This window comes from Congregibacter brevis, assembly GCF_045689245.1.
In the GTDB taxonomy this organism is placed as follows: Bacteria; Pseudomonadota; Gammaproteobacteria; order Pseudomonadales; family Halieaceae; genus Congregibacter; species Congregibacter brevis.
Genome location: NZ_CP136865.1, coordinates 1,556,371 through 1,577,326, shown reverse-complemented (window position 1 = coordinate 1,577,326; position 20,956 = coordinate 1,556,371). Strand labels below are relative to the sequence as shown.

17 protein-coding genes are annotated in these 20,956 nt (G+C 50.3%); 6 read left to right on the top strand and 11 right to left on the bottom strand.

Annotated elements, in window-relative coordinates; translation table 11 throughout:
- Window positions 1-23 precede the first annotated feature (23 nt).
- The 3 genes from R0137_RS06895 (at window position 24) to R0137_RS06885 (ending at window position 3,115) form a co-directional block, all read left to right on the top strand.
- The gene (locus R0137_RS06895; protein ID WP_407329588.1) at window positions 24-992 is read left to right on the top strand and encodes a glycosyltransferase family 2 protein; all 969 of its coding nucleotides are present in this window, start codon (window positions 24-26) and stop codon (window positions 990-992) included.
- Between the two features lie 170 nt (window positions 993-1,162).
- Window positions 1,163-2,191, top strand: coding sequence for an acyltransferase family protein (locus tag R0137_RS06890; RefSeq protein WP_407329586.1), 1,029 nt, complete (start codon window positions 1,163-1,165; stop codon window positions 2,189-2,191).
- Window positions 2,192-2,254: 63 nt separating this feature from the next.
- Window positions 2,255-3,115: a glycosyltransferase family 2 protein gene (locus R0137_RS06885; RefSeq protein ID WP_407329584.1), complete on the top strand. Its 861-nt coding sequence runs from the start codon at window positions 2,255-2,257 to the stop codon at window positions 3,113-3,115.
- On the opposite strand, the gene R0137_RS06880 is transcribed toward R0137_RS06885, so the two are convergent.
- The 11 genes from R0137_RS06880 to R0137_RS06830 all read right to left on the bottom strand — a co-directional run bounded on the left by R0137_RS06880 (window position 3,087) and on the right by R0137_RS06830 (window position 16,143).
- Complete coding sequence (locus tag R0137_RS06880; protein ID WP_407329582.1) at window positions 3,087-4,055, bottom strand: O-antigen ligase family protein; 969 nt, start codon at window positions 4,053-4,055, stop codon at window positions 3,087-3,089. The genes R0137_RS06885 and R0137_RS06880 overlap by 29 nt on opposite strands.
- A gap of 491 nt (window positions 4,056-4,546) precedes the next feature.
- The gene (locus R0137_RS06875) at window positions 4,547-6,022 is read right to left on the bottom strand and encodes an oligosaccharide flippase family protein (RefSeq protein ID WP_407329580.1); all 1,476 of its coding nucleotides are present in this window, start codon (window positions 6,020-6,022) and stop codon (window positions 4,547-4,549) included.
- 54 nt (window positions 6,023-6,076) lie between these two features.
- Window positions 6,077-6,913 carry a sulfotransferase family protein gene (locus R0137_RS06870; RefSeq protein WP_407329578.1) on the bottom strand — a complete coding sequence of 279 codons (837 nt, stop codon included), beginning with the start codon at window positions 6,911-6,913 and terminating at the stop codon, window positions 6,077-6,079.
- Window positions 6,895-7,710 carry a sulfotransferase family protein gene (locus R0137_RS06865; RefSeq protein WP_407329577.1) on the bottom strand — a complete coding sequence of 272 codons (816 nt, stop codon included), beginning with the start codon at window positions 7,708-7,710 and terminating at the stop codon, window positions 6,895-6,897. Before R0137_RS06865 ends, R0137_RS06870 begins: the two co-directional genes overlap by 19 nt.
- A 259-nt stretch (window positions 7,711-7,969) precedes the next feature.
- On the bottom strand, window positions 7,970-8,815 hold the full coding sequence (locus R0137_RS06860) for an XrtA system polysaccharide deacetylase (RefSeq protein ID WP_407329575.1): 846 nt from the start codon (window positions 8,813-8,815) through the stop codon (window positions 7,970-7,972).
- Between the two features lie 3 nt (window positions 8,816-8,818).
- Window positions 8,819-10,309: a TIGR03016 family PEP-CTERM system-associated outer membrane protein gene (locus tag R0137_RS06855; protein ID WP_407329574.1), complete on the bottom strand. Its 1,491-nt coding sequence runs from the start codon at window positions 10,307-10,309 to the stop codon at window positions 8,819-8,821.
- Complete coding sequence (locus tag R0137_RS06850; RefSeq protein ID WP_407329573.1) at window positions 10,310-11,332, bottom strand: XrtA-associated tyrosine autokinase; 1,023 nt, start codon at window positions 11,330-11,332, stop codon at window positions 10,310-10,312.
- Window positions 11,329-12,870 carry an XrtA system polysaccharide chain length determinant gene (locus R0137_RS06845; RefSeq protein ID WP_407329571.1) on the bottom strand — a complete coding sequence of 514 codons (1,542 nt, stop codon included), beginning with the start codon at window positions 12,868-12,870 and terminating at the stop codon, window positions 11,329-11,331. The genes R0137_RS06850 and R0137_RS06845 overlap by 4 nt, the downstream gene beginning before the upstream one ends.
- A gap of 44 nt (window positions 12,871-12,914) precedes the next feature.
- A complete protein-coding gene (locus R0137_RS06840; protein WP_407329569.1) occupies window positions 12,915-13,541 on the bottom strand; it encodes an XrtA/PEP-CTERM system exopolysaccharide export protein in 627 nt (208 codons plus the stop codon).
- A 47-nt stretch (window positions 13,542-13,588) separates the two neighbouring features.
- Window positions 13,589-14,611 (bottom strand): ExeA family protein, encoded by a 1,023-nt coding sequence (locus tag R0137_RS06835; RefSeq protein ID WP_407329567.1) that lies wholly within the window; start codon window positions 14,609-14,611, stop codon window positions 13,589-13,591.
- Between the two features lie 206 nt (window positions 14,612-14,817).
- Window positions 14,818-16,143: a nucleotide sugar dehydrogenase gene (locus R0137_RS06830; RefSeq protein WP_407329565.1), complete on the bottom strand. Its 1,326-nt coding sequence runs from the start codon at window positions 16,141-16,143 to the stop codon at window positions 14,818-14,820.
- A gap of 75 nt (window positions 16,144-16,218) precedes the next feature.
- On the opposite strand from R0137_RS06830, the gene prsK reads away from it, so the two are divergent.
- Genes prsK through R0137_RS06815 form a run of 3 tightly spaced genes read left to right on the top strand, consistent with a single transcriptional unit; the run spans window position 16,219 to window position 20,654 of the window.
- Window positions 16,219-18,327: an XrtA/PEP-CTERM system histidine kinase PrsK gene (gene prsK, locus R0137_RS06825; RefSeq protein WP_407329563.1), complete on the top strand. Its 2,109-nt coding sequence runs from the start codon at window positions 16,219-16,221 to the stop codon at window positions 18,325-18,327.
- Window positions 18,328-18,372: 45 nt separating this feature from the next.
- Complete coding sequence (gene prsR, locus R0137_RS06820; protein WP_407329561.1) at window positions 18,373-19,755, top strand: PEP-CTERM-box response regulator transcription factor; 1,383 nt, start codon at window positions 18,373-18,375, stop codon at window positions 19,753-19,755.
- A complete protein-coding gene (locus R0137_RS06815) occupies window positions 19,755-20,654 on the top strand; it encodes a glycosyltransferase family 2 protein (RefSeq protein ID WP_407329559.1) in 900 nt (299 codons plus the stop codon). The genes prsR and R0137_RS06815 overlap by 1 nt, the downstream gene beginning before the upstream one ends.
- The last annotated feature ends 302 nt before the right edge of the window (window positions 20,655-20,956 follow it).

Below are 20,956 nucleotides of genomic sequence, written 5' to 3'. Positions count from 1 at the left end.
CAATTAACAGTCAAGGTGCATATATGGAATCCCGCCCCCTCATCAGCGTGATTGTGCCAACCTACAATCGAGCAGATCTTCTTCGAATCACATTGAACAGCATTTTTTCACAATCTCATGAACCACATGAAGTGATTGTTGTTGACGACGGCAGCACGGACCACACCTCCAGCATGCTCAATTCAGAAACACACTCACAACTCAAGGTAATCTATCAGCCTAATAATGGCCAAGTCGCCGCAAGATATAATGGCATCCAGCAGTGCTCTGGTGACTGGATCGCTCTTTGCGATAGCGATGATGTTTGGAGCAGCGATTACATCGCTACATTTACTGCTGATCTTGAGATGTTCAAAAACATTAACTATTGGTTTAGCAACTTCGGGCTAATCGATGTCAACGGTGTCTCCGTTGGGACAGACAAGCTCTCGGAGGCTCCGGAAAACTGGATGCAGGGCATCATCGGCGCAAGCAATACTGCGGAAGACAGCCTAAAACTGGACGATAAAACATTTTTTTTATCCTTGCTGCAGTTTCAGCCTGTCTTTCCCTCTGCACTGATTTTCAAAAGATCGCTATACGATGACATAGGTGGCTTTCGAACGGACTTGGACTTAGCGCACTCCGAGGATGCACATCTCACAAGACGCATTGCGGCCCACGGTGTTGGTGCGATGCATAGCAAACCTCTTGTGAATATACGGAAGCACTTGGGTAACTTTTCAGGCGAATTTCAAAAAAATCAAGAAGGTAGACTCGAGATACTGGAGCAACTTCTACGCGACGGAGATCTACCTGAGAGCTTTGCGTCGGCAACCCAGCACGCGATCACTCGCGGGAACATAGAACTGTTCAAATATCTCATATTAACGGACCAACTAGAAACGGCTAGAGCCTTTGGAGCGTCGCAGCCACACACAATAGAAACCTTGATTCTACGCACTAAATTGGCGGCCAAGTCTCTACTTCAGCGCATTAATTTGCTTGGGTAGCGAACCAACCTGCAAAGGAAGGGAGCGTGGCCGCGTGCGAAAGATATGCGTACGGGGCAACCTCAGGTTTTATTGAATCAAGAATTTAGGCGCTAGAAGTTCGATGATCGACTCATTTAGTGCCTAATGCAAAGTAGAGTGCGAACCTTATGTTTGGGATTTTCAGATTGATGCTCGCGTATTGGGTGATGGTCTTTCACCTTGTAGACATACCCGTCATTGGAGGTTACGCGGTGTATGCATTCTTCGTTCTAAGTGGGTTCCTCATGACCGCTATTATGCAAGAGTCCTACGGCTACAGTGCCCGGGGGCTCTCTAGGTATGCCCTCAACCGATTTTTACGGCTTTACCCAGCATATTGGTTCGTACTGTGCATAACAGTAATCCTGCTCTTGCTCACTGACCAAGTCTACATCCGCGCATACAAAGACGTGCTTTTTCTCCCAGAAAGCGTAGGACAGTTCCTTGCAAACGCATCGATGATTTACCCCTCGTATTTCCCTGCCGAGTTCGAACCCAGATTGTCACCTCCAACATGGGCACTCACGATCGAACTCATCTTTTACGCCACCATAGGCTTAGGCGCATCTAAAACCATAAAACGAACTACCGTATGGCTGGCCGCGAGCCTTACTTACTATGCCGCGACATACATCTTTGACCTCAATGGGTACCACCGATATGGAGCCATACCAGCGGCATCGCTACCGTTTGCGCTGGGAGCTCTGGCCTACCACTTTAGAAAAGAGGCGAAAAGCTTAGGGCGCCTGCAGAACCGTAGTACGGCATTGCTATTAGTCGCGGCTTACATCGCAAACGCCTTGTTGTTTGCGGGAATTGCATTGATGTTCTGGCACCCAACAAGGCCCTATCTTTTGGATGCCGGTAAATATCTGAATATCATTTTGGCCACGGCTACGGTCGTAGCTCTTTATTGGCACGCGCCTCCTGATTGGCTGAAACGAATCGACAAGTACCTAGGGGATCTTAGCTATCCTTTGTACCTAATCCACTGGCAGGTGGGGGCTTTAGTATCTTACTTACTTTACAATGCACCAACGCGCGGACGCTCCAGTGAAGGATTGTTATCGTTAATACTCGCCACTGTGTTAGCGCTGGGTATCGCACTGGCAATGAGTCGCTACCTAGACAGAAATATCGAAAAAATTCGTGTGCAAGTAAGGTCCAAGTCGAATTAGCGCTGAGCAGCGCCGAAGACAAAGTCCCAAACTGGGTTACAAAAATAAAGGGATGAGACGACATTGAGTGAGCAAATACACATCGCAATCATGGCGTACAACGAGGCCGCCAATATCGAACGTTGTATTAAAAGTATTGAATCCGCAACGGCCCACCCATCGGATTTACGAATCACGGTAGTTATCAACGGCTCTACAGATGAGACGCATTCTATTGTTCTTGGTCTAGCAGACTCGGAGCTAGCCATTAATATAATAGACATACCGCTGGCTGATAAAGCAAACGCCTGGAATACCTACGTACATGGACAAATAGACACCTCCGTTGATCATTTTTTTATGGACGGTGACGTTTGGCTACCCGCCGGGTCTATTGATTACATTAAGTCTCACTGGAGCTCAGACGAATATGCAGCGGCCTCGCCGCTGCCAATAGGCGTATCTGAGTCTTATCGTTGCCAACTGCGCGACAATCGATGGTTGGCTGGCGCAATGTATGGGCTGTCATCTGCATTTTTGACCGCAATTAGGGAAAAAGAATTCAGGTTGCCTGTTGGCTTCATCGGCGATGATTCTGCTATCACATACATTATCGAAACAGACTGTCTCGACACCCAGCAGTGTAAGAAGGGTATACAAATTTTGCCTGCGACGGGCCCGGTGGTTCCCCGCCTCGGTTACTCTCTAGCCACGTTGCGCCTTCTTCACAGGCGATTTAGCCGGTACGCCGAAAGACATTTTCAGCAAGAGGCTCTGTACCAGTTAGGCCGCAGTGCTTCCACATTTGATTTACCCCGGCACGTAAGGCAGCTTGCCCCACACATCCGGCGACTAGGATTAAAAAAGATACTTGCCGTAAATGGCATACAGACTCTTTATCAGCCGTGGGCTTACTTCAAGGCGATACTCCCACCTTCGGACTAACCGAGCGTAAACCCACCTTTTCATCATCATTCAGTTTGCTCTGTGCAGTCTGGTTATCAAGTATCTGATTTAGACCAAGCAACAAATATAAAAACTCGTTAATCAGTAGGTTTAGGAAAATCGCGCAAACAAAAAAACCAATCAAAGACGCGTCCAGCGCATACTTGTAGCGCCACAATGCAAATCGCTTCGAATCTGTCAGAGTCCTGGTCTTCCAAAAAACGCGGTAAAAAAACCACAAATAGATCAGTCCAGCCGGGATACCTGACTGTGAAGCCACCTGCAGAAAAGTATTGTGGATAACCTGCACACGCTTGGTATCGGGTGGAAGGTAAGCAGCCCCGACCAACTGAAAACGTTCAGCACCAACGCCGAGTAGTGGATAGTCAAGCATAACCAGATAGCCGGCCTTCCAAGTCACCAGCCGCGGATCAAGGGGGCGATCTTCTTGAGCTCTAACTTCAACTGTTTCCGTCGAACGAGACAGCAGCACACCGCCCTGAGTGAGTACTGCCAATATAAGAAGCCCACCTAATGCCAGAACCATTGTTTTAGAACGAAACATTCTGCCAATGGCCAATGAACTCAGTGTTAGTCCAAGCAGCGCGCCGCGACTTGCAATCAAAAAAACCGAATGCCAGCCCAAAGGAACGGCCGATAGAAGAATGCCATATCGCAGCCATTTCGAACGAAGTTCCAGTGCAACAACAAACAAAAACGGCAAACAGCATACAAACATGACCGCAAATGCATTTTCATCGCGATAAACACCGGGCCCGCGCAGACGCCCATTGAGCGTGTAGGCCCACATCTCACCCGATAGATACCTTTCATTCGCCCAATATGTGTAGTAGATACAGGTCCCGACCAAAACCAAACAGAGCGATTTAAACTTCTTCTTATCGTCTATCAACAATACAAGGGGGAAATAAAACAACACCAGTTTGTCTAGGACGGAGAGCACGAACTCGGGCCCAAACATTCCCCTAGGCATGTCGCTAAGAGATATAGGCGATACAAGATCCGACAAGCGAATCAATGCCCAGAAGGAGATCAGAGCGAACGACTGAATGTTCAGAACTCTATCCCAGCGAAGCTGCCCTCTGACCGCAGCCAAAACCAATCCCAAAATCGTAGCCACTGCGACGTATTGTGAGATGGCATTTCCTTGAAAGACCCAAGGCCATATCCCTTGGGGAGAAAAAATCGCAAGCAAATAATAGGCAATGACACCTATCCAAGGTCTCGCCAAAGAAACACCACAGGTGCAAAAGGTAAGTACTACTAGAAGAACACTACCCATAGATTCTCGCTGACCACCACCTCAAAGTTATGCGTCTTTTTTCAGGCTGGCTATACCTTCGAAAGACACCTACGTGTACAAGAAAAATCGCAGCGCCACACAAACAACACCCAAACTGAACACATCGACTAAAACTTTTCTTTCACGGCAGCGGCGCAGCCTGATACCACGCTCTGAGCAAGCTTCACATAAAACTCACACTCGGGCACATACTTCTTCAAAACCTGAAAAATCGCGATCAGACAGAGTACGTAGACACCGCAAAGCAAACTGACCCGCACAATGAGTGAAACGACGGATGTTGGGGCGCCCACGGAGTCAAAGCTCATCATGAAACCAGTGCTTAAAATGGTCGAAGCAAGGGGTATGCATAGAAGTGCCAGTAGACGAGGCATGTTAACGCGGTCCTTCATAGATACATAGGTAAAAACCCCGCTAAACACTATGAGATCACTCACAACTCTCGCATAAACGAGACCCACGAGATCTCCTGCTCCGACACTAAGAAGGACGATTGTCATGGTTGTTAGCATCAGACATGTATAGAAAAATAAAAACCGTGTCCGTGAAGTCGCGAGGCAGTATTTAGTGAGAACGTTTCCGCCGGCCCACACAACAAAAGACCAGCTCAGAGCGGCTGTTATAGGCGCGAAAGCAGCCCACTTTGCGCCGAAGACTACCTGCACGATTTCGTCTGAAAAAATATTAAATATGGCAATCAAAGGAAAAACAAGGCTGTACAAGCCCAGAAAGGCGACACGAAATTGACGCCTCATCCAGTCGCCACTGTCACGGACCTGGGCAAATGAGGCCAGTAGCGGTTCGGACAAAGGGCCAAGCAGGTTTACCGCCGGGACATCAATAAGGCTGCGCGAAACATGATATCCACCGAGCATTTCAGCAGGCAACACCCTACCGAGAAGAAATTTATCAAGCTGCCCTCTAAGCGACCCCAGAAGAGTCTGAGGTAGCACCCAGCGAACGTAGCCCCACTGCGAAGCCCAATTCTTTAGAGACAAGCCTATACGAGCAGAAACGAAAACGTAGGAAAGTATGGTTGAAACAACCGCTCCAACCAAATCTCCAACGATCAAGGCCCAAAAACTCCTGGTATTAACGGCCAAGACGATAACCACTGTCACTGAAATAAATTTTGTGAGTACACCCATCACAAAAATCTTCTTGTAAAGGAACTTACGCTTCAGCAGCACAACTGCGGGATTCGCGAAGGCTCTTATCAGCAATCCACTACTAGCGATAGGTATAATCAACGCCAAGCGGGACTCGTTTAAAATCGACGCTAAAGCCGGCGAAGCAATCACCAGAAGTGCAAAAAGACTAAACTTGGCAAGAATCGAGACGCTCCAAGCTGTATGAAGATCAACGTCCTCAACAGAAGTCTTTTGTAACAAGTATGGCTCTGAACCTAAACTAGAAAGATCCGTACTTAAAACAAGAAAAATGCTGGCCAGAGCTACTAGCCCGAAATCCTCCGGAGCAAGTATCCGCGCGAGTACCACAAGACTTATCAGACCAAGAGCGCGTTGCACAAGTCTGGTTATGGTGAAAAGCGTTGAGCCTTTCAGAATAACTAGTGCGGTCATAGGCTAAACATCTGGACGCGGCTGCCAAAAGGCAGCCAGTAGTCGCGGCGACATTTAGACCTTCCAATGCCGCAAATCAAACCCACCAAGGTTCTCTAAAAGTTCCACGTCATCCCGAAATTTTGCGTTCAATAGCTGACGAGTCTCATCTTTCAACGACGCGCCGGCACCCGAATAGAAACTATCCTTAATCCATTCAGAAAGCCTAGGGAATTTCTTTACCCATCCTATAAGCGCCCCCATCCCTACCCTTTTAAGCACACGTTGCGTACGGGGTAATACCACTCTGTTGACACGCTTTTTAAGCACATCCGGGACAAACTCGCAGCCAATATCAAGGAAGTTATATATGCGTAGTAAGACTTCACTTGGTGCATTTAAAATTTCGTCATACAGAACTACTAATACATCTTTCTCATCAAAGCGTTCAAAAACGTTCCTTAGAGCAGATCCTTGCATACTCCACTCTATTAACTCAGGGTGGTGCTCTAAAGCCGACTCAAAGGAGGGCGATTTAATCGCGCCCTGATCCAAGTAAAGCTTATATTGAGAGTAGGCGCGATCGATGGGGTTACGAACCACGTACATAAGCTTTATGCCAGGAAGATCCCTAGCCATGCGATCGAGCGCTAACGAGGAATGATAGTAATCCGGCGTGATTTCACCCACTATCTTGCACCCCTCACAACCCTCAAAGTTACGAAAGTAAGAGTCGAGTCCTTCCTCATAGCCATAGTTGAAAAATCGGATTTCCTTTCGCGGCAAACATACTTCCGGATGTTGGCGAAGACACTGATTCAACCACGTAGATGCGGCTCTCTGTGCACCGATACCAATAAAATTCGGCTTTAGCCCCTTTCCAGAGTCTCCGCTCACGCTTCTTTCATCCATTGAGGTTCGGCTAACACGTAGGGCTCATCAAGACTGTAGCCGAATACAGATTCGACTTGACCATAGCGATTAGACAGGACGATACGGTCATCATTCGACAATGCGGTAAGGTGGAGACCACCCCAAGTCTCAAAATATTTAACATTCTGATCCGCAAACAAATCGGCACTTGTAGCTACTCCATGTCGTTGTTGTAAACGGCTTCGTGCGCCAGAACTAGGGTCACAAATATCTTCGTAGCGAACAACGGTTACACCATCAACCTTTAAAAGGTTTTCGATACTGGTCTTGTGGACCATCAACCAATGCTCGATTATCCTTCGGAGGGGTTCGTCTGACCATTTTTTCAGCGCAAGCGAATATGCGAGCGGGTGCCTAACAATGACAATGAACTCCCCCTCAGGGAAGAGAGCCTTCAGGTAGGGCAGCCTGACTATATTTGAAGGAGTCTTCTCAACAAACACATCAGCTTTCGGTGACCAGAATCTTCCCCAGTCAGCTAATAGCCGTAGTCGATCGCGCTCCGGATCAAAAGTGTCGCGTTCACTTAGATAACAATCTCTTTCAAAACCGTAGAGGATCCCGAAACTTTTGTCGGGCTCATAAACAGATTGCAAAAACTGCCCCTCTTGCTCCGGCACATGCGTCCCATAAATACCGGTACGCCCCGGCACAGCCAACAAGGCCTTATAAAGGGGAGAGGTGCCCGATCGCTGTAACCCTCCTACAAACACGATCCTCTTCCCTTCAAGTGCGATGGTTTGACCAAAAAGCTGGCGCAGTGCAGCTACCACCATAACTCTAGGCCATACAAACAAGTACTTGCTTAGTCTCGCCCTTACTTTACTCATAAGGCTTTACGCTTGCTGAGAATCATTGCAATTTTTTATCGACCGATTGAACAAAGTCACACCTTCGCCGCGCAACACATGTCCTCAAACGGCCGTTTTTAAAACCCATCAGCATTTGTTTCTTTCTGACGAACCTCGATCAATATGGAGCGGCCCGTCTTCTGACGCTTTCAGGCACAGATCGTCTATCCAGGAGCCGACAAGGCTACTCGGGATCGGCAAAAAACACGTGATCCATTCTCGACCAACGAAAATCCTTGAGTAATTGTGATATCCGAGATTCCATCTTCGCCAAATTGAGGTAGTGTCGAAAGCGTGATTTTGTGCTCGCCTCGGAAATACGTGGCTGCTCTGGGTCAATCTCCCAAGGATGAAAGTAAAACACGGCGGCCTCGCGCTCATTATTGTTTACCTGACGCAATGCCCACCTCGAAAACGGATAGGGGAACAACCTAAACCACCCGCCACCCGCGCAATTAATGTTTTTTCCTGCGATTGGGTGCGTAGTCAATGGAATTTCGACCAGTCGGTTGTTAGCCGTCGTAAACTTGAACCGAGGCGCATCTGGCATACCGTACAGGTCATGTTTTATCGGCACGATACTTGAGCTGTATTTGTAGCCACTGTCCGCCAGCACATCATGCGCCCACAGATTACCGGCACCAATAGAGTAACTCGCCGCCCTATAGCCATGAACCCCCTGCCCCCCAAGGTCCTCCAAGAATTTCTTGGTCTTCACAACATCTTCGCGAAATTGCTCCGGATTTTGCTCGGTAACTCTCACATGCTCCCAACCGTGACTGGCTAGCTCATGCCCTTCTTCAACGATCCGTCGGACCATACTTGGGCAACGCTCGGCGATCCAGCCGAGAGTGAAAAATGTCGCCTTAACATCGTGCTGACCGAACAGATCGAGTATGCGATCCATGTTTCGCTCTACTCTAAGCGGAGTAGAGTCCCAAGATGTTCGTGACACGTTTTTTTCGAATGCAGAAACCTGGAAAAAATCTTCGACATCGACAGTCATTGCATTAAGAATATGATCACTCATTCTTTAAAATCTAAAGCCAAGTGAGAGATCAATGCGATGCTCTTCGAAATTGTTGAAGTCGGTACTAGAGGTCTGATCTGTATATACATACCGCAAAGAAAGAGATGTATCTTTGGCGAGCCGTTTCTGTAAACCAGTACTTACACCCCACGACTCAAGATCTTGAGCAACAAATACCCCACCACCCGTAGAACCGTTTTCATTACTACGCCAAATCAATCTCAAGTCAGCACCTAGAGACACTCCCAGGCTCCTGGTGAAGCTAGCTATTGCACTTTGAAAGCTGCCTTCACGACCATCTTCAGCGCGAGTCTGTTGTGAGTCGCTAATTAGAAGGCCAAAGGTGGTGCGGCGAGCACTGAAGCGATAATTCAAAGCAAAACGTTCATTTAAAACTGGCGTTTGGCCGACAAACGTTGGATTCCCTTGGGTGACTATTGGGTCGCCGGGCAAATCGAAGGCTGTGCCAAGCCCAGCATCGTCATCGACTCGAATGTTTCTAGGGAACTGTAAATCACGCGAATAGCTCGCAGTGAACTCACTCCGTTTATGTCGGTAAGTAACATCAAAACGCGGTGTTTCGCCAAAGAACCGTTCACCATAGCCAGCGTTAAACTCTACACGCGCGTTTGGCGCCCAACGAACGCCAACATCCCAATAGCTACCATCGATATCCTCGCTTGATGAAAGAAACACGTTATCTTCTTCTCCGGCGTATGCAGTCAACGCCCAGCTATCTGACACCCTGAAGGCAGACCGCACCTCGAGACGCGATAATCGATTTGTAAATTCTGGCTGAACTGTCGTAGGTTCGAAATAGACTTCGCTGTACTGCCCACGCAGCCCCACACTAAACCTAGAAGCTTCGGGAATCATCCCAACATCCAAGTCCACGCGGTCTTCTTGGCTGTCACTAAGAACCTGATTCGCCGAATTGAACTGCTCGTTGTAATTGTAGCTCGCCAGTACCGCTAGAGTTTCGTTGAACTGCCTGTCGACACGTGCCCCCAATCCCCATCGATAGTTGATATTGGTGTTTCCAGTAGCATTGATATTATCGTCGCCACCCGCCACAAAGGGATTGATCGCGTTTTGATTCGCTGAGGCATTTGCAGTTAGGACGAGAAGGTTTTCTACCGCATCAAGCTCAGAGAGAAATCTAATCCTCGGAACCCAAGCCTCCCTGTTGGCCACGTTGGCACCACCACCAACCTGGGGACAATCTATGGAGCTGTCCCCTAAAGTGTTGTACTCAACCGCAGCGCTCAAATCGACGGTGGCACGCGAGCCCTCGCCACTCAAATCTACACTTGGCGTGATTGTACCGACTACCTTGCTTTCTTCGTCATCAGGCGCGCGACAAATATTGGACGAAGCGTAAGTACCCACCGATAGTCCCGCACCAGTAGTCCATTCAGCCGCATTCAGGTTGTGCGAGGCCAATACTGCCAGCAGGCCCACCGTTGCCGAACACACGAACCCGCGACAACGCATTTATCCAAGCTCCTTTTGCTGACCTGCTGCTTCGTCTGCGGCTATTTTTGCTCCGCTACCTCTTCGTTCCCCATAACCATACCCATCGCCATATCCGTAACCATAGCCGTAGCTACCCACACCAAGTAACTTCGATCTGCGGCGAGACGCGCGATTGAGAACAACCCCTGCGATCTTATTCTCGCCAATGTGCTCAAGCGCCTCTTGCACCGCATGTTGAGGCGTCACGTCAGCTGACGCGACAAAAACAATCTGCCCCATAAAAGACGCCAAAACTCCAGCTTCAGTGGTAAGTAATAATGGGGGTGAATCGAAGACGATCACCCGGTCATGATATCGATTGGACAACTCGATCATAAACTGGTGCATTGTGTCGCTTGCAAGGAGCTCAGTTGAGTTATCGCTGCCATTCCCCGCTGGAAGGACTCTTAATTTGGGGATATTGGTATGTAAAATCACATCTGCAGGATCAACATCACTGTTGTCATCCAACAGATCTATCAACCCAGGAGTGCCTTTTGGTATTCCTAATGTCTTCCCGGCACTAGCGCGCACAACGTCAGCATCAACAAATAGCACGGTTTTGTCTTGCTCCATTGCGATAGAAATTGCCAAGTTGATAGAAGAGAAGGTCTTACCGTCGCCCTGAAGGGCACTGGTAACCATGATCAGATTCGATTGCTCATCAAAACTGCCACGTGTCTTGTCAATGTTGCGAAGTAGTGGCCGCTTGATAGTACGAAACTCCTCGGCAATGCGGCTGCGAGGAACGTTTGGGGAAATAAAGCCCGCATGTTGAAGTCTTTCCATGGAGATATCGAGCTGAATCCGACTCTCAGGAGCTGTTGCAAATGTACTCGGCCTGACTGCGGAGGTGAGTAGATCATCGGGCTCCAGCACAGTGCTAGGTCCATCAAGAAAATCATCCCCCTGCTGCAAAGCCTCTTGGGGCGACTTCGGTGCCTCCGACTCTGTTTGCTGTTTCGATTTTCCTGCCCGAACGGCCTTCTCGATAATACTCATAGACCAGCCACACGTGCAATAATCTGGGGGGCAAGCATCACTCCTCCAAAGGCTCCGAACAGCGCCAACGTACCAAAGACAAATCCAGCAAACAGAAAACGGTCGGTGCGCTCTAAGGCAATATCTTTATTGAATGTCACAACACCTAGAAGAGGCAAGCCAGTGGTCGCGGCAAGCATCCTCGCATCAACTACGATCGGATTCAGCAGAGATAGCAAAAGAGCAAAACTGAGACCTGCGCCGAGGGCTACAATCAAGACAGCGACATTTAGCAGCACTTTATTCGGCTCCGATGGCTTACTTGGAACATAAGGAGGATCAACGACGCGAAAACTAACATCACCGGCGTTGTTCTCTACATTCTCTGACAGCCTCGCAGACTCCCTGCGCTCCAGTAGCTCCGTGTGCTGATTACGCACAACCTCATAGTCTCTATCCAGCTGTTTGAGTTGGGCCTCGATTTCAGGAATTAGCGTAACCTTGGCCGCTAAATCCGTCTCGCGCCTTTCAAACTCGGCAACTCGCACTCTAAGCTCAGCAACACTCGCCTCAGCACCAGACATAAGAGTCTGCATATCACTAAACGCCTGCGTGCTTCCAGGGCCCGGCCTACCTCCCTCACTTACAGCCTGAAGCTCTAACTGTCTCTGCTCCTCTAGCTCGGAGATTAGGCCCTGAATTTGGCGCACTTCCGGGTGTCTATCTGTATATCTGGCTAGCAAATCATCAAGGCGCAAGCGCATTTGTTGTAATCGCGCGTCTGCTGGGGTAACGATACCTGCCGCTGTTAAGCTATCTACCGATCCGTTCCCATCTATCTGCGCCCGCAAAGCGTCACGTCGCTCCAGTGCTTCGCTGAGCGCGAGTTTAGACTCTTGCAAGCTTCCTCTAACGGCTTCAAGGCGAGTGTAGTAGTCAGCACCCCATTTACTGGGCAAAACGTCAACGTTTTGTTGCTTGAACCTTGCTAAACGGCGTTCAGACTCAACAAGTCGAGTCTCATAATCCGCAATTTGGTCTTCAAGAAACACTTGCGCACCACTCGAGTCATTCCGTTTTTCGTTTAGGGAGCTCTCAATGAAAACCGTGATCAACGACTGCGCGATTCGCTGGGCTGTATCGCGGTTTTGGTGCTTCACGCGGATGTTGTAGATGGAGGAGTTTCCGCGTTCTCCTCTCAGGGAGATAGTACTTCGCAAGCGATCAATAAGAGCCTCTTGAGACTTTTTTGTAGTCACCATCAAATCTAGGTCAGTCATTCTCGCTAGCTTCTCTAAATTTGGTCTCGACAACAAAGTTCGACTCATTAAGCTAACCCGTTGATTTATGTCAGGGGTAATTGTGAGTCCGCGCATTAACGGACGAAGAACGGAGTTTGTGTCCACGTAGAGTTTTGCTGTCGCCACATAGGCCTCAGGCACGCTCCATACGTACAACCAGCCAGCAATCGCAACTAGCCAAGCGAGAGCCAGCGCTACCCACTTATGACGCCAAATACCCCAAACATAGCTCATCCCTTGAGCAATAACGTCTTGCATATGTACTCGCCCGCCTGATGGACAGTAGTTACTAGATATGTCGCTTAGAACCAGCTCTCGGAAATAATCACTATGTCGCCGGGCATCAATACTAGATTAGCGGATATATCCCCATCCCTCAGAAGGTCATCCAACCTAAGTCCATAGGACGTTTGTTGCCCACTACTATTGCGCACCAGTACCGACTTGTTTCCGGCAGCAAACTCGGTCATGCCGCCAACAGCGATCATTAAATCAAGCAGAGTCATATGCTGCGTGTAAGGCACCCCTTTTGGCTCTGTTGCCTCGCCGACAACACGTACCTGCTGCTCTGGCACACCCACAAAACCATTCACAATCACACTCACAACCGGCTGACGCACATATTCGGCGTAAGCCACCTCAATTGCTCTAGCCAGTTCAGTAGGCGTTTTACCGCTTGCTGGGAGGTCCTCGACCAAACGAGTAGTAAATTTACCGTCGGGACGCACAATAGCGGACGTAGACAACTCTTCGTTACCCCAAACAAAGATCTCCATTACATCGCCGGGCCCGACAACATAACTATAGTCTGGCTCGTTAAAACGTTCACCCATAGGCACAGTGGGACTGCCCCCACAGGCAGTCACCAAAAACGCAAAAATGGTTGCGCCAGTGACTCTGGCAACACCGCTAAGACCTACTGTACTCATATTTATTCCCCTGTTTGCGCGCTGAACGACGTTCATTAGTATAAAGCTTAGCGTTTTTGACGACGCATACGGCGCCGCCAAAGAGCATTGCGGTCTTCGTCGGCAGGCGTCGGCGGCTTACTATCGCCATTTTCAACCACCGATATAGGGCCACTACTCGAATCTTCTTCCCTATCGCCAGACTCTACCGCTTCGAGCTCTGTTTCAAAGACATCTTCCACATCGAAATCATGCTCGGTAAACACAGAACCAGCTGCGAGACTCTCTCCCTGGAGCTCTTCGACAACCGCACGTACATCTTCCGCGCCGATGCGGTGCAACTGCTCAACACTGCCGTGGAGCATGAGACGACTGCAAATTAGGTTTATGCGCCGGGCTATACCCTCTGAGAATTTGAATACAAGCGGATAAACAGCCTTGCTAATCGCCGGGTCACCCTTCCATCCCGCCGCCGCTAAGCGATGTCGTATGTACTGCTCTGTCTCATCTGGTTCCAACGGCTGTAAGTGGCTCGCAGCAACAATACGTTGATGTACCTGCTCCATCTCTGGACGCAATATCAGTTCGCGTAATTCAGGCTGGCCCAGCAAAAAGATCTGCATCAACGGCTTGCCAGCAACCTGAATATTGGTAAGGAGACGGAGCTCCTCCATCGCTGAAATTGATAGATCCTGCGCCTCATCGACAATTAGCAGCGCCCGCCGTCCCTCTCGATGCCACTTTTGCAATGCGCGCGACAAGTGCTGGAGCTGCTGGCCCTTATTCGTGACATTGATATCCACACCAAACTCGTGCGCCACCATGCTCAGTAGATCATCTGCCTGGAGCTGAGAGCACACCAGATTCGCGACCTGCGCTCGCTCAGAGGCAAGGTCCTCCATCAACGCGCCCACCAGCGTGGTCTTACCTGTGCCCGGACGGCCAGTCACCATCACAAAACCCTCGGCTCGCATAAAGGCATAGGCCATATATGCCCGAGCCTTTTTATAGGCTCGGTGCTGATACGCAAAATGATGATCCGGACTTAGCCGGAACGGCTCTTCACTGAAACCGTAGAAACGGTCGTACATAACAGGTTCGCCCTCTATCGGGCCTCCGGTTGATTGAGTCAGCTTTGCAAAGTCACGGAGCTAATTCAAGGTAAATTATCGTCACAGTAGCAATACGCTATAGCTCACAATTAAAGCAATCTGTGAACTTTGATGACTTAGTGTCGTCGGATTTCTTTACACTCACAAGGGGCAGGCCAACTTAATCCCTACTTCTGTGAGAGAGATCACAAGCGCCAGAGCTTAATTCCCGCCGACGCCGCCTCATCGCGGTCAAAAACACTTTTGACATCCACTAATAAGCCATCGCTGGAAAGCAGGCGAGCAAAATCACCTAACGGCCGCTCGATGTAGGTCCGATGGGGCACAGCGAGCACTAAAACCTCAGCTTTTGGCAGTTCGCCCCAACCGCAGAGCTGCAAGTCGTACTCAGTCTGGGCTTCTCCTGCATCGGCCAAGGGGTCGTGAACGTGCACAATGCAGCCATAAGCCTGCAGCTCCTGCGCAATGTCGGGAACCCGGGAATTACGCAAATCAGGACAATTCTCTTTAAAGGTCAGTCCGAGGAGATTGACCGTGGCGCCAGTAATCGGCAGCCCTCTTGCTGCAAGCTGCTTTACGGTCTGCTCGGCAATAAACTTACCCATGCCGTCGTTGATGCGCCGCCCCGCCAAGACCACCTGCGGGTGATAACCACTACTCTCTGCCTTATAGGTCAAGTAATACGGGTCCACTCCGATACAGTGCCCTCCTACTAAGCCAGGTTTAAATGGCAAAAAGTTCCATTTGGTGCCAGCAGCCTCCAGCACGTCCAGAGTATCGATACCCAAACGATCAAAGATCATCGCAAGCTCGTTCATGAGCGCAATATTCAAATCGCGTTGGGTGTTTTCGATCACCTTGGCGGCCTCGGCTACCTTGATACTCGTTGCGCGGTGTATGCCTGCGTCCACAATGGAGCCATACAACTCCGAGAGAACATCCAGAGTCGCGAGCGTATCGCCCGACACGACCTTAGTAATGGTCTCTAACCGACGAGTTTTATCGCCGGGATTAATACGCTCGGGCGAATATCCAACGTAAAAGCCATCGTTTACCAACCCGTTGCCAAAATCACCCGCGCCACCAACCCACGGCAAGCCCGAGGATGCCTCTAAAATAGGCACGCACACCTCTTCAGTACAGCCGGGGTATACGGTGGACTCGAATACGACGATAGCGCCGGGTCGCATATGTGAGCCTACGGTTTTTGACGCTGACTCCAGTGGCGATAAATCCGGCCGCTTAGCGTGATCGATCGGAGTCGGCACCACAACAATAATCACGTCAGCCTGGCTGAGCTGCCCCGGTTCGCTCGTGAGCTCTAAAAATGAAGCATTTGCCAGCTGCGCATCAGACACCTCGCCAGAAGGATCGCGTCCCGCACGGTAGGCATCAAGCTTTTGTTCATTGAGATCAAAACCAATAGTGCGACGCTTGGCGCCAAAAGCCACCGCCAGCGGCAAACCCACGTAGCCCAAGCCAACTATCGCAACCGCGTTGCACCTCTCCAAAACTTACTCCATGCATTTACAGTGATACAGCGAGAGTATAGGGTCGAATGCTTCACAAAGTCAGGGTTATCGCGCGTGATAGGTAACATCAGTCTCTTTACACATGCGGCAGCGGCGCTGGGCTTTTTTGTGCTCGCCGCCCTGCTACTGACCCAATGGCGCGTCCGTCCCCTCGGGCCCGGCTTGCTTTTTGCTGCGGTGGCAACAGCGGTCTGGGCTGCCATTGTAGCGGCGGGCACCTTATACCATTACCCGCCGATAACATTGCTTCAGCTAAGTGAACTAGCGCGCAACGCAGGGTGGATTTTTTTCCTCCTTCAGTTGCTGGGGTTTCAGTCTGGCGGCGACGTTTGGACCTGGCTGGGAAGACGTTGGTTTAATCCCTTTATTGGCTGCCTTATCGCTTCGCTGGGAATTATCGCCCTACGACCTTTTAGCGACCTGCTCTCTCTGAGCACGGCAGAAGCCGGCGATGCTGCACTTATGCTCTGGCTAGCCATGGCGATTGCGGGCCTGCTACTTGTTGAGCAGGTTTACCGCAATGCCAGCAGCAGCGAGCGCTGGGGCGTGAAATTTCTGTGCCTTGGTTTGGGCGCACTCTACATCTACGATTTTGTCATGTACGCCGAGGCCCTGCTGTTTCGCCAAATGAATGCGCAGCTCTGGCAGGCCCGCGGCGTGATAAATACGTTAGTCGTACCCTGGCTAGTGATAGCCATCGCCCGCAATCGCAACTGGCGCATGGATGTACATGTATCACGACAGGTGGTCTTTCATACCGTCACGCTCATGGGCGCAGGCGTTTACTTAGTGTGCATGGCGACTATCGGATACTTCATCAGATACCTGGGCGGCAGCTGGGGCGGCGTGCTGCAGATATCATTTTGGGCGGGTAGCGGTGCGCTTCTGATTACCCTGTTGTTTTCCGGTACCTTACGAGCTCGATTGCGAGTCTGGCTGGCCAAGCATTTCTTCAGCTACCGCTATGACTACCGAGTGGAATGGCTTCGCTTTACCGAGGAACTTGCGGCGCTTGAAAATATCCCCTCCGGGGTAATTCGCACCATGGCCACCATCACCATGAGCCCCGGCGGGCTGCTACTGCACCGCAGCTCCGACGGACGACTCAGCGATCTTGCGACTTGGGAGCTAGACCCACCAGCCGCCAAGGACCTTGGCAATCTACAAGAGTGGATTCAACAAAGCGGCTGGGTCATAGATTTGCAGGAATGGCGCAATGCGTCCAACCTCTACGGTGATCTACAGGCGCCTGATTGGATCTCTGAGCACAAATCGCTGTGGCTGATAGTTCCGCTGTTTTTTCAAGAAGAGCTTGAGGCACTGCTGTTCTTAACCCGCACAGATCTGAAAGACAGTGTTAACTGGGAAGACCGCGATCTACTCAAAACAGCGGGTCGACAAGCCGCCGCGCTTTTAGCTCAGCAAAGAGCCAGTCAAGGCTTGGTAGAGGCCCGGCAATTCGATGCCTTTAACCGCCTATCTGCCTACGTCATTCACGATCTCAAAAACATTCTCGCCCAGCAGTCTTTGATGGTGTCAAACGCCAAAAAGCACCGAGACAACCCTGCCTTTATCGATGACATGATCAGCACTGTCGATAACTCAGTCAAACGAATGCAACGCCTTATGGATCAAATGCGCAGCGGTATGCGCAGCGCCTCACCAGCCACGGTAGAACTGGGGCCACTGCTTGAACAAGTCGTACAAGCGAGAGCAGATGGTCTGCCCACGCCGCAGCTGAGCCTAGCATCGGCGGCAACCGTGACAGCCGATCGCGAGCGTCTGTCTACGGTCTTCGGGCACCTCGTGCAGAACGCCCAAGAGGCCACGACAGATAATGGGGAACTGAGCGTCGAACTCAAAGTGGATCGGTCGATGGTAAAAGTGAGCATCAGCGATACGGGCTGCGGCATGAGCGAAGAGTTTGTCCGCAGTCGTTTATTCAAGCCCTTTGAATCCACCAAAGGGCTGACAGGCATGGGCATTGGTGCTTTTGAGTCTCGCGAGTATGTGCGTCAGTTAGGTGGAGACATCAGTGTCGTCAGCGAACTCGGGACTGGCAGTCGGTTTAGCGTCACCCTGCCCCTTACCGACGCAATACAAAACAATGCCGCGAAGCAGTCAAATAGTGAAAGCTGTGAACCAGACACACACAGAGGCTAGCGTAGCGTGGCACACTAGACGCCAGAATTCCTAGGGAGTAAGCACGTGAGCGAAGCGGCCAAACCGCTGTTAGTTGTTGAGGACGACGAGGGGCTCCAAAGCCAGCTACGCTGGGCTTTTGATGGCTATGAAGTTATCGTGGCCGGCGACCGTAAAGCGGCAATAGTGGCTCTCAGACGCCATCAACCCGGCGTAGTGCTGCTGGACTTGGGGTTACCACCGGATCCCGGCGGCGTAACTGAGGGCCTGGCAACGCTGGGCGAAATCCTCAGTCTGGCGCCCGAAACCAAAGTTATTGTAGTGACAGGCGACCATGATCGCAGAAACGCCGTAAAGGCAATCGCCGGCGGTGCCTATGATTTTCACCAAAAACCCGCGGACCCCGAGCTGCTAACGCTGCTAGTGGATCGCGCCCACCATGTATACCAGTTAGAAAAAGAAAATCAGGCACTGCAGCGCGCTAGTGAAAACATGCCGCTGGACAAAATCATTGCCGTAAGCCCGCAAATGCTGAAGGTCTGTCGCACGGTAGAGAAAATCGCTCCTACAGATATCACCACCTTGCTACTTGGCGCATCAGGCACCGGCAAAGAACGCTTTGCCCAAGCCATCCACGAGCTTAGCCCACGGGCTGACCAACGCATGGTCGCTATCAACTGCGCAGCCATCCCCGACACACTTTTGGAAAGTGAACTTTTCGGCTATGAGAAGGGCGCGTTCACCGGCGCGAGCCAGCAGACCATCGGCAAAATCGAGCATGCCGATGGCGGCACACTCTTTCTCGACGAAATCGGCGATCTGCCCATGGAATTGCAGGCGAAGTTACTGCGCTTTCTGCAGGAGAGAGTCATCGAACGACTCGGCGGTCGCAAAGAAATCCCGGTGGATGTCCGCGTGCTCTGCGCAACCCATCAAAATCTTGAGCAGCACATCGCCGAGGGCAAGTTCCGCGAGGATTTGTATTACCGAGTGAGCGAAATGGTGATCAATATTCCAGCGCTTAAAGATCGTGAGGGAGACGCTGTAGTTTTGGCTAAGGCTTTTTTATCACGGTTTGCAGGCGACAAGGGCACGGGCGTCAAAAGCTTCGAAAACACCGCCCTGCGGGCCATCGGTAACTACGGATGGCCCGGTAATGTGCGAGAGCTGGAATCACGCATCAAGCGCGCGGTAATCATGGCAGAGGGTGGGCAGGTTACGGTCGAAGACCTTGAGCTAGAGGAATACCTAGAAGATACACTCAAAGAAACTGTCGCAATGCCACTGAACATCAAACAGGTTCGGGAAGATGCGGAGAAAGCAGCAATTTTGCAGGCTTTGTCTCACGCGAATGACAGTATCACTGAGGCTGCCGAGTTACTTGGCGTGACGAGACCGACCTTGTATTCGATGCTAGAGAAATATGGGCTTCGAGGAACCAAAATTTAATGAATAGCGACACCCCACCAGACTCTCTCTTAGAGCAGGCGCAACCAAGCCCGCTTGAAATCGATGTTTCGTGCATTGTTATCACCTGGAACTCGGCAGCATACATAGAAAAATGTCTGAATAGCGTCCTAAGCGACCTAGAATCAACCGGACTAAGCTATGAGCTAATCGTCGTGGACAATGGATCCACCGATGATACTTCAGCCAAAGTGCTTTCTATTAGGCCAGATACAGATCTAATCTCACTCGGAAGAAACACAGGCACGACTTTCTCCCGAAACATTGCTTTAAGGAGAGCTCGGGGCAACTTTTTACTCATCTGCGATAGCGATGTTGAGATCCTAGAATTCGGAGTTGTGTCGAGACTGCTAGGAGAGATGCATAAAGATAAAATGCTAGGGATCGCATGTCCTGGAATCACCTATGGGTCGGGAAATCATCAAAAATCATATGACGTTTTCCCTACGCTACTTCACAAACTTAAACGGCTATTTTTCCTAAGAAAAATGGAGTCATCTGAAGCGCAGCGTTTGTCTGCAGCCACTCGAATCTACGTTGATTATGCTATCTCTGCTTTCTGGTTACTTCGAAAATCAACCGTCGAAGAGATAGGACTCTTCGATGAAAAAATATTCTACGCACCTGAGGACGTAGACTATTGTGCGAGGGTCTGGCTATCCGGTCATACAGTGGCCGTATTTACCTCGGATGTTGTAGTCCATCATGCGCAGGAAATTTCGCGACAAAATCCTTTATCAGTCGTTAGTTTTTCTCACCTTGCTGGATTGATGTATTGGTATCGCAAAGAAAAGGCTATGTTTAGCACCAAAGCCCTACGGTCGAGAATCGAACAAGCTAGGGCACTAGCAACGCTTACGATAACGAATAATGACCGTTGAGGGGCAAACTGCCAAAGCCCGTCATCTCACTTTCCAAGCTTTTATCTGAAACACAGAGCCCTTATAGCCGCAATACGACTAGAACCTAAAAAATTGAAACCAACGACAAATGTCGAAGGTTTCTGACAGCCGCGATACGGCAGCGCATGCCACGTTTTTAACAGCGACAATACGGCCCGCAGCTAAACTCAGTCAATCAACGCCCGGATTCGACGCTAGGCTTAAAGGCTAGAAGGTAAGAGGGTAAGAGGGTAAGAGGGTAAGAGGGTAAGAGGGTAAGAGGGTAAGAGGGTAAGAGGGTA